Genomic DNA, 15,678 nt, shown 5'->3' on the forward strand with positions numbered 1-15,678 from the left:
ACACTGCCGTGATTGTAGACAATTGACAGTTTGCCGTCAGCGGGGTGTTCTGGATCGCAGCAGAGGCGTTGCCCGGGGCCGACACCCCTCATCGCGTCTACCAGTCAACGGACGGAGATGCAGAGCCATGATCAGCTGGGGCCGGCATGGCCGAACAGCCGCCACCTTCGGCACTGGCATCGTGGGAGGACTGATCTTCCACGTCCTGCAACTGCCGCTCGCCTGGATGCTGGGGCCGCTGGTCAGCGTCGCGGCCGCCGGCCTGCTTGGAATGAGAACCTCGGTGCCGAAGCCGTCGCGCCAGTACGGCCAGGCGATCGCCGGGGTTGCGGTAGGACTCTACTTCACCCCAGGTCTGGTAGCCGAGTTGCTGCCGAACCTGCCCGCCATCGCTCTGGTGTCGCTGCTTTCGATCCTGTTCTCGGGGGTGGTGTCATGGGCGATTGCACGGCTGACCGGGATCGACGGCACGACGTCGTTCTTCGCGAGCCTGCCGGGTGGAGTGGCGGAGATGTCGGTGCTGGCCGAGCGTTACGGGGGCGATACGGCAATCGTGGCGCTCACGCAGTCGCTGCGTATCGTCATCGTGGTGCTGAGCATCCCGCCGTTGGTCTTCTATCTCGGCCGCCCCGGTACGCTCGACTGGGTGGCGGCGTCCATGCCGCTCAATATTCCTGCAATGATCGCGATGTTCGCTGTCGCAGCGTTCCTTGCCTGGCTGCTTGGGCTTCGGCGCATCCCTAACAACTGGCTGCTCGGCGGCATCCTGGTGGGCGCCTGCACGGCGTATTTCCGCCTTCCGCTGTCGAGCATCCCGACGCCGGTAAGCGACCTCAGCCAGCTGCTGATCGGGACCGCTCTAGGTGCTCGCTTCACCGCAGAGACCGTGCACAAGCTCCGACGCTTTATCCCCGCGAGCATTGCGAGCACGGTGGTGATCCTGCTCTTCAACGCGCTCCTGTCGTTGATCCTGACGGTGTTCATGTCGGACTCGCTGGAAACGTTGGTACTGGCAAACGCGCCGGGCGGCGTCGCGGAAACCAGCCTGACGGCGAAGGCCCTCCACCTCGGCGTGGCGACGGTGACTTCGTTCCACCTCGTACGGATCCTGTTCATCGTTTTGCTGAGCGCCCCCTTGTACGAGACGGCGGTGCGGATTGGGCTGCTCGGGAGAGTGCGTCAGGTTGACGCGTAATATGCGTCGCCAGGCCTCCTTGTGTCCTTTCGACTCTCGTTGTGGACCGCACCGAGACCGCTTGCGCGCCGGCCACGATGCTGGTGCGTGGCCTGTGGTCCAAGACTTGCAGAGACTTTCCGCGCTCGATGCGCGATATGAAAGGAGCCTGAAGCCCATGGCCGGTGACTCTCTGTCGCATCCCCTGCCTGACTTGGGGGGCTCTGCGCAGCCCCTGCTGACGGTGCGTGGATTGACCAAGCACTTCCCCCTGAAGGGCGGGCTGCTCAACCGTACCCGGGGCGTGGTGCGGGCCGTGGATGATGTCAGCTTCGAGCTCCGCAAGGGCGAGACGCTGGGCATCGTGGGCGAGAGCGGCTGCGGCAAGTCCACGACGTCGCGCCTGATCATGGCGCTGATGGCGCCCACAGCAGGTGAGGTCATCTTCGATGGGCAGACCGTTGGACCGGGCGGTATGACCATGAAGGAATACCGGCGTCAGGTGCAGATGGTGTTCCAAGACAGCTACGCCTCGCTGAACCCTCGCCTGACAATAGAGGAATCCATCGCCTTCGCACCGGAGGTTCATGGTCTTGCCCGTCGTGATGCCGTGGCCCGCGCCCGGGAACTGATGGTGGCGGTCGGGCTGGAGCCCGGTCAGTTTGCCCGCCGCTACCCTCACGAACTTTCGGGCGGGCAGCGGCAGCGCATCAACATCGCCCGTGCCCTGGCGCTGCGACCACGTCTCATCATCCTGGACGAGCCAGTGTCCGCGCTTGACAAGTCGGTGGAGGCGCAGGTGCTCAACCTGCTGGTGGACCTGAAAGCGCAGTACGGATTGACCTACCTGTTCATCAGCCATGACCTGAACGTGGTGCAGTACATGTCGGATCGTGTGCTGGTGATGTACCTGGGCCAGGTGGCCGAGCTTGGCCCAGTGGAGGCGATCTACGGCGGAGCGGCACATCCCTACACCGCCGCGCTGCTCGACAGCCGACCTTCTATGGATCCTTCGCGTCGCCGTACTGCAGCACCGCTGTCAGGCGATCCGCCCAATCCAGTCAATCCGCCCTCCGGCTGCCGCTTTCGCACGCGTTGCACCCATGCCGAGTCGATCTGCGCCAACATGCCACCACCTTTCGCGGAGGCGTCGCCCGGCCATAACGCTGCCTGCTTGATGCTGGTGCCGGGCAGCGGCCATAGTGAGGCGCGCGCCCGTGCAGCCTGACACCACCCTGCTTCATCCGGCTCGGGTCGAGGAGCCGCTGGTCCACGTACGCGGCCTTCAGGTTCGCTTCGTGTCGCGCGACGCTACGGTACACGCCGTCAACGGCGTCGACTTCGATCTAGGACGCAACGAGGCGCTCTGCATCCTCGGTGAGAGCGGATCGGGCAAGTCCGTCACACTCCGTGCGTTGATGCGGCTCAACCCACCTGCGCGGACACGTCTCGAAGGCACGGTGCGGGTCGGTGGTCATGACATCATCGCAACGCCCGAGCGCGAGATGGATGATATCCGCGGCGGCACGGTGTCCATGATCTTCCAGGAGCCGATGACCGCCCTGGACCCGGTGTTCACGATCGGCCGGCAGATCGCCGAGACGATCATCCGCCACGAGGGCACCAGTCGCCGCGACGCCGATCGTCGGGCGCTGGAGCTGCTCGAACTCGTGCAGATTCCCTCGGCGAAGCGCCGCCTGGCGGCCTACCCGCACGAACTCTCGGGAGGCCTGCGGCAGCGTGCGATGATTGCCATCGCGCTGTCCTGCCGCCCGAAGCTGCTGCTGGCCGACGAGCCGACCACGGCCCTCGATGCCACCGTGCAGATCCAGATTCTGCTGCTGCTGCGCCAGCTGCAGCAGGAACTCGGCATGGGCGTGATCTTCGTGACGCACGACCTGGGCGTGGCCGGCGAGGTCGCGGACCGCATTGCCGTGATGTACGCCGGCCGTTTCATCGAGGAAGGCCCAGTGGGTGCACTCATGCGGACGCCGCTGCACCCCTACACGCGGGGCCTGATGGGCGCCACGGTTCATGCCGGCCTCCGGGGACAGCGGCTGACCACCATTCCCGGAGCGCCCCCGAACCTTGAGCACCTGCCTCAGGGATGCGCCTTCGCGCCGCGCTGCACGCGCGTCACCGACGAGTGCCTGCCGCGGGTGCCAGCACTCCTGCGTACCCTGCCGGACCGCGGGGTGCGTTGCATCCATGCCGGGCCGCTGGCCTGACCGTGGAAAGGAAACGACGATGCTGTTCTACATCATCCGCCGCGTTCTCTATGCCATTCCCATCGCCCTGTCGGTCAGCCTGATCTGCTTTCTTCTGGTGCAGATTGCGCCGGGTGACCCCGTCAACGCCATTGTGCCGGCTGACGCCCCCGCGGCCGTGGTGGAGCAGATCCGCATCGCCTACGGGCTCGACAAGCCACTGCCCGTCCAGTTTGGCCTCTGGTTGCTGCGCGTGCTGCACGGAGACCTCGGCCGCTCGCTTGCCACCGGGCGGCCGGTGACCGACGACCTCGCGGTGGCGGTGGCCAACACGCTGCGCCTGTCGCTGGTGGCGGCGACGATCGGCTTTGCCGTCGGCACGCTGCTGGGCGCCGTCGCCGGGGTCTACCGCGGCAGCTGGCTCGACCGCGCTGCGGTGTCGGTTGCGGCCGCAGGCGTTTCGGTGCCCCACTACTGGCTGGGCATGGTGCTGGTGATCGTGTTCAGTGTGTTTCTGAATGCTCTTCCAGCCATGGGTGCGGGTCCCGGCGGCTCGGGGGAGTGGGTCTGGGACGCAGAGCACATCCGCTTCCTGGTGCTTCCAGCACTTACGCTCAGCGTCATCCCCATGGGCATTGTGACGCGCACGGTGCGTGGCATCGTGGCAGAATTACTGAACCAGGATTTCGTGAACACCCTGCGGGGGAAGGGTCTACGCCGCGGCGGCATCCTTCTGCATGTCACCAAGAACGCCGCGCCCGCCGCACTGGCGGTCATGGGGCTGCAGCTCGGTTACCTGATGGGTGGCTCCATCCTGGTAGAGACGGTGTTTTCATGGCCCGGCACCGGCTTCCTGCTGAACAGTGCAATCTTTCAGCGCGACATCCCGGTGCTGCAGGGCACAATCCTAGTGCTGGCACTGTTCTTCGTCACCCTCAACCTCGTGGTCGACCTCGTGCAGACCGCGCTCGACCCCCGCATCAAGCGAGCCTGAGGACCGGCCATGAGCATGACCTCCACCGCCGTGCCGGCCACGCTGGCTCCTGCCGCGCCGCCCCGCTCCTATTCCGGCTACTGGCAGGGCGTCTGGCGTCGGCTGCGACGCGATCCGACCACACTGTTCTGCGGCATCGTGCTGATCCTGATGCTGCTGGCCATCCTCCTGGCACCCTGGATTGCGCCAGCGGACCCTTACGCGACCAGCATGATTCGCCGCCTCAAGCCCGTGGGTTTTAACGGTCACCTGCTGGGCACCGACGAGCTCGGCCGCGACATGCTGACGCGCCTGCTTTATGGTGGGCGCTACTCTTGGTTCCTTGGCATCACGCCGGTGGTGATCGCCTTCGTGGTCGGCGGTGCATTAGGGGTAGCGGCGGGCTTCGCCGGTGGCTGGCTCAACATGCTCATCATGCGCGCGACTGACGTTTTCTATGCCTTTCCGTCGGTACTTCTGGCTGTGGCGATCAGTGGTGCGTTGGGGGCCGGTATCTTCAACGCCATGCTGTCGCTGACACTGGTGTTCATCCCGCAGATCATCCGCGTGGCCGAGACCACCACCACGGCAGTGCGCAACCTCGACTATGTGGAATCCGCACGAGCCTCGGGTGCCAGCAGCCTGACGATCGTGCGTGTGCACATCCTGCCGAACGTGCTCGGGCCCATCTTCGTCTACGCCACCGGGCTGATCAGCGTATCCATGATCGTGGCCTCTGGCCTGTCCTTCCTGGGTCTGGGAACCAGACCGCCAGAGCCAGAGTGGGGCCTGATGCTCAACACCCTGCGCAGCGCGATCTACACGCAGCCCCTGCTCACCATGCTGCCTGGCTTCTGCATCTTCGCCACCAGCCTCTGCTTCAATCTCGTCAGCGACGGGCTGCGCAGCGCGATGGACGTCCGCGGTTAAGCTTCGTACTCGCCGGCAGGCTCAGCCGCGGTGGTCCCGCGGCCGGGCGATCGGCCCACGGGCCCGTCATGAAGCCGCTTCAGTTCGAGGTCCGGCTCCCTCCGTGATATGGGAGAGCCGCGCCTCCGAGACCGATCGGGCCTGCGCCCAGGACCACAGTGCGACGGCATGTCGTCGGCGTGGGCATATGCGGGCCTGCGTTGAACTCGGTCGTCAAGCCTGGTCTTGAAGCCGTTGAAGACCGACTCAGTGGCAGTTTCGACCTGCTCAACGCCTCGTCGTGCCCGGGGCCTCGCGAGAGGACGGGCTTGGGGGCGGCAAGGGGAGAGGCCAACCTGCCTGCCGCCCGTGGCCACCCGGGTCAAACGGCTTCCCGGCCGAAGTGGTTCGCCGGCGCTGGCGTGACGATCAGATCGCGATGGCGTAGGCCGGACGACGTGGATCGGCGCCGGCCGAGATCAGGCCCGTGGCAGGATCGGTCCGCACCAGTTCCACGCAGCCGGCAACCGAGGTCCAGTCCGGCCAGTCCGCGACGGCGTGGCCGCGGGCAGTCAGTTCCCGCCGTACCTCAGTCGGGATGCGGCCTTCCAGCGCCAGCCGCCCGGGAAAGTAGTCGTGCGGAGCGGAGGACGACGGATAGGCGTAGGTGGCGAAGCGTGGCGCCTCGATGGCAGCCTGCGGCTCCATGCCGAAATGCAGAAGGTTCAGCAGCACCTGCAGCATGGCTTGCGGCTGCACGTCGTTGCCGGGCGTGCCGAAGGGCATGATGCCGCCACCGCGCAGTTCCACCATCGCGGGGCTAGGCGTCAGGCGCGGCCGCTTGCCGGGTGCGAAGCCAGCGGGATGCGCAGGGTCCACCCGGTTCTGCGAGCCGCGGCCGGACACCAGGAAGCCCAGGCCTGGCACCAGCGGCCCGGTCCAGGATCCGTCCGAGGGTGTGGCCGAGGCGGCGTTGCCCCAACGATCCACCACGGAAACGTAGGAGGTTCCGGCCTCAATGGGCGGCTCAATCTCACGCGATACCTCGGGATCGGCATCTTCACCCAAGCCGATCAGCCGTTCCGGCATGCCCGGATGAGCACGGGCATGATCAATGGCGGCCACGCGGCGGGCAACATGCGCGTCGGACAGCATCACCTCGACCGGCACGTCCACGAAGCGCGGATCGCCCACATGGTATTCGCGGTCCGCGAAGGCGGCCTTCAGGCTTTCCGCCACCAAGTGGATGTAACCAGCGCTGTTATGGGCCAGCCCGTTCAGCCCGGCGCGCTCCACGATCCGCAACGCCTCCAGCAGCACCGGGCCCTGACACCACGGGCCGCAGCCGAGCACCCGGTGCCCTTCCCAGTTCACGCTCAGCGGTGCCTCCACCGGGGAGCGGTAGCCGGCCATATCCTCCATGGTCAGGTAGCCGCCCTCGCGCGCTTGGTAGGCCGTGATCTCCCGCGCCAGATCACCGCGGTAGAAGGCATTCCGGGCGGCTGCCAGCCCGGCCGCGCGGCCGTGCTTCGCGGCCGCACGCTCCTGCTCGATCATGTAGTCCAGGGAACGGGCAAGGTCCGCCTGCACGAACTTCTCGCCCACCGCCGGCGGCCGGCCGCCGGGCAGGAACACGGCGGCATTAGCATCCCAGCGCGCATATTCCCGCTCGTGCTTCGCGATGTTGGACGCGAGCAGCGCGTAAACCGCGAAGCCCTCGGCGGCGAAGCGCCGGGCGAAGCTTGCGACATCGCCGAAGCTCATCGTGCCGTGCCGCTCCAGGGCGGTGATCCAGGCATCGGGCGCCGCCGGCACCACGGTGCGCAGAACCCCGGGCGGCATCTTACCACCGTGCTTTTCCCGAAACAGGTCGGGCGGGATCGAGGCGGGCCAGGTGCCCAGGCCGGCGATGGTTTCCACCCGCCCGTCCGCCATGCGGATCATGATGGGCGCGACGCCGGCGACGCTGACGATGTCGGGCTGCAGCACGCCCAGCGCGATGCCCGCTGCGCAGGCGGCATCCACCGCGTTGCCGCCAGCCTCCAGCACGGAGAAGCCGGCGGAGGCCGCGAGGTAATGGCCAGCGGCGACGGCGTGACGCGTGCCGGTGATGGTGGGACGGGTCTGGATCATCGGGCAGGGGCTTTCCTGTTCATGTCGTTGCTGCCTTCTTGGTTCGGGCTGCGTAGTCGGATCAGCGTCATGGGGCGGGTTCCACGTCCATGGCGCGGAAATGCCCGCCGCCGCGCTGGGGCACGCGGAAGCGGCTGCTGTAGGCCACCACGTCCACCTGGCGGTGCAGCGGCAGCAGGGCGACGTCGCTGAAGCCTATGTCCGCCGCTTCGGTCAGCAGCGCCTCGCGCTGCGCAGGGTCGATGGTGCGGGTCGCCTTCTGCACCAGCGCGTCGAGCGCCGGGTTGCGGTAGCCGCCCCGATTGCTGGACCGGTCCTCCATCCGCGTTGGCGTGACCAGATGATTGCGGAAGGCGCCGCTCGGCTCCCCTGTTTCGAGCGGCCAGATATAGGTGAACATGCTGAACTCGCGCCGATTGGCGCGCCCCACCCAGACGGCGTGCGGCATCACCTCCGGCTGCGCGCTGATGCCGGCGCGGGTCAGCATCTGCGCCACGGCCTGGCATATGGCGGCATCGTTGACGAAGCGGTCGTTCTGGCACTGCAGGGTCAGGCGGAACCCGTCCGGGAAGCCCGCCTCAGCCAGCAGCCGGTGTGCCCCCTGGGGGTCCGCCCGCAGCGCCGGCAGCCGGTCGGAATAGCCGTACTCCCCCGGCATCATGTACTGGTTGGTGGCGATGGCGTGGCCCTGCATGATGCGTCCCACGATCGCCTGCCGGTCGATGGCCAGGTTGATGGCCTGTCGCACCTTGAGGTTCCTCAGCGGGTTGGAGGTCAGGAGCCGACCGTCCGACGCCGTGATGCCGGGCGGCACACGGTCCGTGACGTCCAGCATGAAGCCGATCGCATCCGGCGAAGGATTTTCGGTGATGCGAAAACGCGGGTCCTCGGTGATGCGGGCAACGTCTCCCACCGGCACGCGATCGATGGCGTCGACGTCGCCCGCTGACAACGCGGCGACACGGGCGGCGGGCACGCGGATGAAGCGGATCTGCACCCTCTCCCAGTCGGGCACACCGCCCCAGTAGGCATCGTTGCGCACCAGCGAGATGGACTGTCCACGGTTCCACGATATCAGCCGGTAAGGTCCGGTGCCGATCGCCGCTCTGCCGGTGTTGTAGCTCTCGGTGGGTGCACCCTCCCCGTTCTTGCGGGACAGTATGGCGATGGCCGAGAGGTTCACCGGCAGCAGTGGCTCCGGCTCGGCGGTGTGCAGGCGCAGCGTCAGCGCGTCCACGACCTCGACCTTGTTCAAGGTGCCGAGATAGAGATTGAAGGAGGACGGGTTGTTGGGAACATCGGGCACCCGTGCCAGCGAGTAGGCCACGTCCTCCGCCGTCAGCGGCGTGCCGTCGTGGAACAGCACTCCCGGCCGCAGCCGGAACTCCCAGGTTGTGTCGTCCAGCGCAACCCAGGAACGGGCGAGGCCGGGCATCGGCTTCTGCTGGGCGTCCATGCGAACCAGCCCTTCGAACAGGTGAGGCGCGAAGGCCCGATTGCCGCCGTAGTTGTGGTAGTGCGGGTCGAGGGAACTCGGCTCCAGCGCCAGTCCCAGGCGCAGCTCCGCGGCCCCTGCCAGCAACGGCATCAGGTCCACAAGGGCGATGCAGAGCAGGCCAAGGCTCCGCAACATGCTTCGCGGCGCCATCAGTCGAGCTTCGCGCCGGATTTGCGAACCACCGTGGCCCAACGTGCGATCTCGACCTGCATGAAGTCTCCGAAAGCCTGGGCGCTGGAACTTTGTGGCCGCATGCCCGCCGTGATGATGGCCTTGCGGAACGCCTCGGACTCGGTGATCTGCTGAATCGCTCGGCTGACACTTCGGACGATCTCAGGCGGCGTGCCAGCAGGTGCGACGAAGCCGAGCCAGCCGCTCGCCTCGTAGGCTGGATATCCCGCCTCCGCGAAGCTCGGCACATCGGGCAGCAGGGGATCGCGAGTCTGACCGGTGGTAGCCAGCGCGCGCATCTGGCCGCTCATGACCGACGGCAGCACGGCGTTGATCGTGTTAAAGGTCATATTAACCTGGCCGCCAAGCGTGTCGGTGATGGCGGCCGGGCTGCCGCGATAGGGAACATGCACGATGTCCACCCCGGCGGTCATGCGAAACAGCTCTCCCGCCATGTGGGTCGAGCTGCCGCTCCCGGCCGAGGCCCAGGTGAGCATGCCGGGCTGCGCCTTCGCAGCGGCGACAACATCAGCCACGGAGCGGAACGGTGAGTCGAATTTGACTGCCAGGGCGCAATCATTCGAAGCACCGAGACCCAGAGGTGCGAAGTCCTTCAGCGGATCGTACGCGACGTTAGGCATCAACACGGGCGAGATGGCCAGGGAGGAGGAATTGACGACGCCGAGCGTGTAGCCGTCCTTGGGTGCCTTCGCGATCAGGTCTGTGCCCAGCGTGCCGCCGGCGCCGGCGCGGTTCTCGACGACGACAGGTTGCTGCCACAGGAGCTCCAGCTTCTGTGCGAGGATGCGGCCTAAAATGTCCTGACCAGCACCCGGTGCCGCGGGCACGATCAGCCGCACGGGTCGGTTAGGGTACGACCGTGCCTCAGGGGTTCCCTGCGCCGCTGCAACGGCTGGCGCAGCCACTGCGCCGAGTAGTGCTAAAACTGACCTACGGGCTATCGATGGCGCCGGTGGTTGCAAGTCACGCTCTGCTCGGTTCATACGGTTTCAAGCCCCCTTTAGGAGTGTCCCGCGCCCCGGTGTTCCTTCCTCAGTCCGCCGCCTTGATGGCGATCTCTGCAGTTCTAATCAGAGCTACCAAATTTTTTACTTGCTCGCTCTGCATGATCGATCAGGTACCAATGGGTGAGGATGAGTACCCCTTCAGCATCCCGCACGCTTGATCGCTGCTCGAGCCGCAGCATGCGCCATCTTCAATGATACCTTGCATTCATAATTTTCCGCATGTCATTCCTGAGAGTTGTGACTTAGTTTGCATGGTGCCTGCTCGGTGATGCCAGTTCAAAGCCTTCTGGGTGGCGATGCGTGAGGATCAGCACCGGCGCTGCCGAGGTTCTCGCCACATACCAGAGCGATTCAGCGATCGCGACCGTCCGGTCAGCCCGGCACCTAGAACTGCGGATCTCCTTAGGCTCAAGGCACCAGTACAGTCGGGAAGATCTGCCGAGTACCAAGATTTTACCTGCACAGTCACAAACGCGGTCGCCGGAAGTAGAGCGCCCGCCAGCGCGCGCCCCCCTCGTGACGCCGTGAGCGCTGGTGGACTATCTATTCCAAGCTTTGAAATAGCGATGAGTGAGCGGGAAGACAGATCGAACGCCAGACCTAAGCCGAACTTTTCAAGCTGATTTTATGGCCAGGAATGCTCTGTGCGGCGGCTGTCGGCCGCGTTATGGTTGATTATGGTGACCTGCAGGCTAAGTCGTAGCGCAGACGCTGCACCTGATGAATTCCCTGCTTTTAACAGGAGTATCAGGATTTTGATTTCTACATACTCGAGATTATCGCATCAGCGTTCGCTAGCGCCTGATCCGAACGTGCGCGTCGGGTGGGTGGACACGCGTGTGAGCCTTTGTTGGAGTAGCTTGGGAGGAGCCAGGCACGAGGCACAGGAAGGCGCTCTCCGCTTTGACCGCCGGCCGTGATGCCATCTCGGCCGCGCATGCCAGAAGCCGCCTCTAACCCCACCCCGCCCGCCCGCGCGCCAATGCCGGGCTACGGAGGTCAGGGAAAATTGCGGGTCGCTGTCGGTCGGCAACCTCCCTGGCAGGAAGGTTGCCGGTCGTGTTCGAAACGCGTCAGGCAACGACGTCGGTGGGTGGTGCCGGCAGGCGGGAGCCGCTTCCAAACCGTGCCCGGATCGCGAAGTAGCTCTGTGCCATCAACAGGATCGCGATCACGGCCAGGATCGTGCCGCTGATGGGGTGTCGGGCGAAAACGGTAAGGTCTCCGCGCGAGAGCAACATGGCACGGCGGAAGTTCTCCTCAACCATGGGCCCCAGCACGTATCCAAGCAGGATGGGAGCGATTGGAAAGTCCAGTGCCATGAAGATTGCACCGAAGATGCCGAAAGCGAGCACTTCGTAGATGGCAAACACGTCGTTGTTCACGGAATAAGCGCCGATTGCGATGAAGAACACGGCGGATGGAAACAGAAAACGATACGGCACCTGGAGAAGCTTCACCCAGATGCCGATCATCGGCACGTTCAGCACGATCAGCATAATGTTGCCGACCCAGAAGCTCGCGATCAGGCCCCAGAAAATGTCGGGGTGCTCGGTCAGGAGCCGCGGGCCCGGCTGAATGCCATGAATCAAGAGCGCGCCCAGCAGCAGTGCCATGACCGCATCGCCGGGAATGCCCAGGCTCATGGTCGGGATGAAGTCGACCTGCGTCTTCGAGTGCGATGCTGCTTCAGGGGCGGCGACGCCTGCGATCATGCCCGTGCCAAACTTCTCCGGTGTCCGTGACACCTTCTGTTCCAGCGCGTAGGCGATGAAGGTGGTGATCGTCGGGCCGGTCCCGGGCATCGCGCCGAACAATGTTCCCACCAGGGTACCGCGCAGCATTGGAAAGAAAGCTTCCCGGACTTCGGTTTTGCTGGGTCGCATGTCGCTCAGCTTAACCGCACGCAGGCTGCTGACGTGCTTCATTCGGTTCACGTGACGCAGGAAGTCTGCGATGCCGAAGACACCCATGGCAATCGACACCAATTCCATGCCGTCGGAGAGTTCCGCTATGCCGAAGGTGAACCTCTGCTGCCCCGTCTGAACGTCCGTGCCGACGGTGCTCAGAAGCAGGCCTATCACGGTCATGCCGAAGCCTTTGATCGGTGAGCCGCGCGACATGGTGGCTCCGGCAACCAAGCCCAGAAGCATGATCGAGAAGAGTTCCGTCGGTCCAAACTTGAACGCGACGGAAACCAGCAGCGGTGATGCGAACACCATGACGAGGATGCCGAAGGAGGCGGCGAAGAAGGACGATAGCATCGTCAGGCCCAGCGCCGTCCCGCCTTTGCCCTTCCGGGTCATCGGGTAGCCGTCGAGGCAGGTGATGGCATGGGGTGGGTGCGACGGCAGGTTCAGCAGGATGGCGCCGATAGCCCCGCCATACTGAGAGCCATAGAAAATGCCGGCGAGCATCAGGATCGCCGGAACGGGCTGCATGGGATAGGTCAGTGGCAGCAGCATGGAGATGGCCGTGAGGGCACCAGTTCCCGGCAGAACGCCGATCAAGTTGCCAACAAGGACACCGACGAAGCACCAGAGGAGATTGTGGGGCTCGAGAGCAAGACCAAAGCCGTAGCCGAGGTCCATCACGGACTGCCACATCAGATCGTCCCCTGACTGAACAGGGAGAAGGGAATTCCCAAGCCCCACCAGAAGATTACGACACCCGCCACAGTGATGGCGGCCGCGAGGGAGAGTGCGGCAAGAAGGCTGTTTTCGCGGTCACCCAGTGCAGCAACAAACACACAGGTGAAGGTGGCCGGCACCAATCCCGTGAGCTTTGCCAGGAACGCGAAGGCTAGCACGGAAACAGAGATACAGATCCATCCGCGCCATTCGGGCGGATGCTGTGCTGCGGCCGTGGCTGGGCGGCCGTGGCGGGCATTGCGCACAAAGTTACTGCTGATCAGCACCAGTCCTGTGAGCGCGAGGATGAGACCGAGACATACGGGAAAGAAGCCTGGCCCCATCCGGGTAAAGGTGCCGATCCGGTAACTTTGAGCCTGATAAGCGGCAGCCAAGCCCAGCACGATGAGTATCGATCCGCTGGTATAGTCCTTGAACCTGCTGCTCGTGAGAATGCCTGTCAGGAGCATCCCCCCTCCCCTCTTGTTCCTATTGTTCTTTTTCCGTATTCGCGCGAGCGAGGTTTACTCCACCATCAGGCGAAATGATCCGAGGAAGGATGTTGCCAGCGAATACGGCGTCAGCTGGAGGGTGGACTTCGGTGCAGCTACTCCGCAAGACCTGCACTGAGAATGACATGAAAGGTTTCGCATTTTTTATTTTAGCAAGAGGAGCACTTCATGATTCAAAAGCCAAAGGCGGTGCGGACACTTGGACTTCCCAGGCTGCTGCTGAGGTGATTCAAAGGTGCTTTGGCAAGGTAGCGTTAGGTGGTCTGGAGTGACTGGTGCTGAGCGATGCGGCATGGGAGTGGACGGCGCCGCTGATCTTCGGGCGGCTAGATCAGAGAGGCTCGACGGAGCGCAACAATTGGATGTTCGTTGAGGGCATGCTGTGGAGCGTGCGATCAGAGGCACCTTGGCGTGATCCTCCACAGATATTCGGCGAGTGGCACTGCGTGTTCGGTCGCTTCATCTGCTAGAGAGAGGTGTCTGACAGCGCCTCTTTGAGGCCACGCCAGACGATCCGGATTTCGAGTACCTGACAGTGGACAGCACCATCGTCCGCGCTCATCAGCACGCGGCGGAAGACGCCGGGGATTTACATCGCTTAGGCACGCGCAACCTCGCCACCGCTATGACCTAAGGAAGCACGCTGTCGGGTGAGCAGCATGCCGTGAGGGTGCGAGTGGCGGTTCGAACCATCGCGGATCTGCACCTCGATGCCAAGCTGCTGCACCCAGCCCAGGCCACCGAAGTCTGCCAACTCTGCGATGGATGACGTGTCCCTTAGCCACCTACCTTGCAGGGCCGCAGCATCTCCTTCAGCATCTGTGGCGAGGGAGATGGAATGGGCGAGATACTCGGCGACGCGACTGTCAGCAGCCCTGCTCCGGAACCACCTCCACCGCAACCAGCGACACTCACGGCGGCTCTCCAGCCTGCGATCAACGCCGCCCTGTGGCAGAACCATGAGCCGGTGCTGACCGAGCTCAGCCTCAGGGCCAGTGGAGATGGGGACCTGGGTGACGTCACCGTCGGCTTCTCCTGTGAGCCGCCCTTGATCGCAGCGCGAGCCTGGCGGCTGCAGGAGGGAGAAGTCCCTGCAGGACACTCTCACCGAGATCTTCCGGGCTGCCCACGCCAACCAGCAGGAGGGCGGGGCCAATACACTTTACCTGACGGTCGGTTCGCTCCTCTGGCGTGCCGAAGGACGGGAAGCTCCCTACCGCGCACCCATCATCCTCGTGCCCGTGGTGCTGGAGCGGCCCAGCGTGCGCTTCGGCTTCTCGCTGCGGGCGCACGACGACGAGACCCGGCTGAACTCGACCCTGCTCGAGATGCTCGAGCAGGAGTTCGACATCCGTTTTCCCTCACTGGAAGCCGAACGTCTGCCGGAGGATGAGGCTGGCCTAGACGTCCGGGGCATCCTCGACACGGTCCGTGCCAAGCTGCGCGACATCCCGGGCTGGGAGGTTACCGAGGAGGTCGCGCTCACCAACCTGTCCTTCACCAAATACCTCATGTGGAAGGACCTCGCCGACCGTGCGGCCTCGCTGCGCGAGAGCGAGGTCGCGCGCCGGTTGATGGACGGCCCAGCCAGTCGGGATGAGCGCGATCCCGGGCTGCCGGTTGAGGCGGCGGCGGAAGCACCAGCACCCGACATCGAGGCGGACACCGCTGGTCTGGTCTGCCCGCTGGAGGCGGACAGCTCCCAGCTGCGGGCCGTGGCGGCGGCGGGTGCCGGCCGGAGCTTCGTGCTGATCGGACCGCCCGGCACCGGCAAGAGCCAGACCATCGCCAACATCATCGCCGACACCCTGGCGCGCGGCCGCACGGTGCTCTTCGTTGCCGAAAGGCGTGCCGCCCTCGAGGTGGTGCAGCGACGCCTGCGCCAGGTAGGCCTGGGCGACTTCTGCCTCGACCGCTTGTCGGCCAGGACCAGCAAGGCGTCGGTGCTGGAGCAGATGAACCGCGCCCAGTAGGCGCGCGAAGACTTCGACCAGGGCGAGTGGGGCCGGGCCGGCGAGGAGATCGCGGCGCTCCGAGAGCAGCTGAACGGCTACGTCGGCGAGTTGCACCGGCGTGGCAGGAACGGCTGGACGCCCTTCCGGGCCACGGGGACTGCGCTGCGAGCCGATGCCGGCGGCGTGCCCGAGATTGTCCTCTCCTGGCCCGACGCCGACACCCACGCCACGGGCGACTACCAGCACCTGCAGGAAGCGGTCGGCGACGCCGCGGCGACCCTGACCCAGATCGGCGATCTCGCCGCGGCGGCGGAGCTAGGGCGACAGGGCGGTGGTGGAGGGTTCAGCTTCCGGATCACGGCCGGTGTTGCGCCGCGCCGCGTAGGCGCGCCCCGCGCGGGGAAGCGCCTGGGCAGAGCGGTCGAGTGCCATGGTGTGGGTAGTGGAGGAGCAATCCGGCATCTTCCTCATCTGGCGACATTCCGCCC

At 65.1% G+C, this 15,678-nt stretch carries 13 protein-coding genes and 1 pseudogene; 8 read left to right on the forward strand and 6 right to left on the reverse strand.

Going from position 1 to position 15,678, the window contains the following annotated elements; genetic code table 11:
* Positions 1 to 127 precede the first annotated feature (127 nt).
* The 5 genes from ACFFGY_RS02385 to ACFFGY_RS02405 all read left to right on the forward strand — a co-directional run bounded on the left by ACFFGY_RS02385 (position 128) and on the right by ACFFGY_RS02405 (position 5,284).
* The gene (locus tag ACFFGY_RS02385) at positions 128 to 1,195 is read left to right on the forward strand and encodes an AbrB family transcriptional regulator (protein WP_377042773.1); all 1,068 of its coding nucleotides are present in this window, start codon (positions 128 to 130) and stop codon (positions 1,193 to 1,195) included.
* A 157-nt stretch (positions 1,196 to 1,352) separates the two neighbouring features.
* Entirely contained in the window at positions 1,353 to 2,402 is a 1,050-nt protein-coding gene (locus ACFFGY_RS02390; RefSeq protein WP_377042774.1) for an ABC transporter ATP-binding protein, read from the forward strand.
* Entirely contained in the window at positions 2,392 to 3,402 is a 1,011-nt protein-coding gene (locus ACFFGY_RS02395; RefSeq protein WP_377042775.1) for an ABC transporter ATP-binding protein, read from the forward strand. Before ACFFGY_RS02390 ends, ACFFGY_RS02395 begins: the two co-directional genes overlap by 11 nt.
* A 19-nt stretch (positions 3,403 to 3,421) precedes the next feature.
* Positions 3,422 to 4,375: an ABC transporter permease gene (locus tag ACFFGY_RS02400; protein ID WP_377042776.1), complete on the forward strand. Its 954-nt coding sequence runs from the start codon at positions 3,422 to 3,424 to the stop codon at positions 4,373 to 4,375.
* A 9-nt stretch (positions 4,376 to 4,384) separates the two neighbouring features.
* Positions 4,385 to 5,284, forward strand: a complete 900-nt coding sequence (locus tag ACFFGY_RS02405) for an ABC transporter permease (RefSeq protein WP_377042777.1) — start codon at positions 4,385 to 4,387, stop codon at positions 5,282 to 5,284.
* A 408-nt stretch (positions 5,285 to 5,692) separates the two neighbouring features.
* Here ACFFGY_RS02405 and ACFFGY_RS02410 read toward each other — a convergent pair whose 3' ends face one another.
* From ACFFGY_RS02410 to ACFFGY_RS02430, 5 genes are all read right to left on the reverse strand, one after another.
* On the reverse strand, positions 5,693 to 7,396 hold the full coding sequence (locus ACFFGY_RS02410) for a gamma-glutamyltransferase family protein (protein ID WP_377042778.1): 1,704 nt from the start codon (positions 7,394 to 7,396) through the stop codon (positions 5,693 to 5,695).
* Positions 7,397 to 7,463: 67 nt separating this feature from the next.
* Positions 7,464 to 9,029 carry an ABC transporter substrate-binding protein gene (locus tag ACFFGY_RS02415; protein WP_377042779.1) on the reverse strand — a complete coding sequence of 522 codons (1,566 nt, stop codon included), beginning with the start codon at positions 9,027 to 9,029 and terminating at the stop codon, positions 7,464 to 7,466.
* Positions 9,030 to 9,043: 14 nt separating this feature from the next.
* Positions 9,044 to 9,925 (reverse strand): tripartite tricarboxylate transporter substrate binding protein, encoded by an 882-nt coding sequence (locus tag ACFFGY_RS02420; RefSeq protein ID WP_377042780.1) that lies wholly within the window; start codon positions 9,923 to 9,925, stop codon positions 9,044 to 9,046.
* Between the two features lie 1,241 nt (positions 9,926 to 11,166).
* A complete protein-coding gene (locus ACFFGY_RS02425; protein ID WP_377042781.1) occupies positions 11,167 to 12,684 on the reverse strand; it encodes a tripartite tricarboxylate transporter permease in 1,518 nt (505 codons plus the stop codon).
* A 14-nt stretch (positions 12,685 to 12,698) separates the two neighbouring features.
* Entirely contained in the window at positions 12,699 to 13,193 is a 495-nt protein-coding gene (locus ACFFGY_RS02430; protein ID WP_377042782.1) for a tripartite tricarboxylate transporter TctB family protein, read from the reverse strand.
* A 167-nt stretch (positions 13,194 to 13,360) separates the two neighbouring features.
* Here ACFFGY_RS02430 and ACFFGY_RS02435 point away from each other — a divergent pair, with 167 nt between their 5' ends.
* From ACFFGY_RS02435 to ACFFGY_RS02445, 3 genes and pseudogenes are all read left to right on the forward strand, one after another.
* Positions 13,361 to 13,507 carry a hypothetical protein gene (locus ACFFGY_RS02435; RefSeq protein WP_377042783.1) on the forward strand — a complete coding sequence of 49 codons (147 nt, stop codon included), beginning with the start codon at positions 13,361 to 13,363 and terminating at the stop codon, positions 13,505 to 13,507.
* Positions 13,508 to 13,809, forward strand: a pseudogene (locus ACFFGY_RS02440) (transposase); the annotation flags it as partial. It lies immediately after the preceding gene.
* Positions 13,810 to 14,326: 517 nt separating this feature from the next.
* Entirely contained in the window at positions 14,327 to 15,208 is an 882-nt protein-coding gene (locus ACFFGY_RS02445) for a DUF4011 domain-containing protein (protein ID WP_377043195.1), read from the forward strand.
* Positions 15,209 to 15,505: 297 nt separating this feature from the next.
* On the opposite strand, the gene ACFFGY_RS02450 is transcribed toward ACFFGY_RS02445, so the two are convergent.
* Positions 15,506 to 15,661, reverse strand: a complete 156-nt coding sequence (locus ACFFGY_RS02450) for a hypothetical protein (RefSeq protein ID WP_377042784.1) — start codon at positions 15,659 to 15,661, stop codon at positions 15,506 to 15,508.
* Between the last annotated feature and the right edge of the window lie 17 nt (positions 15,662 to 15,678).

The sequence above is a fragment of the Roseomonas elaeocarpi genome (assembly GCF_042433915.1).
GTDB classification, from domain to species: domain Bacteria; phylum Pseudomonadota; class Alphaproteobacteria; order Acetobacterales; family Acetobacteraceae; genus Roseomonas; species Roseomonas elaeocarpi.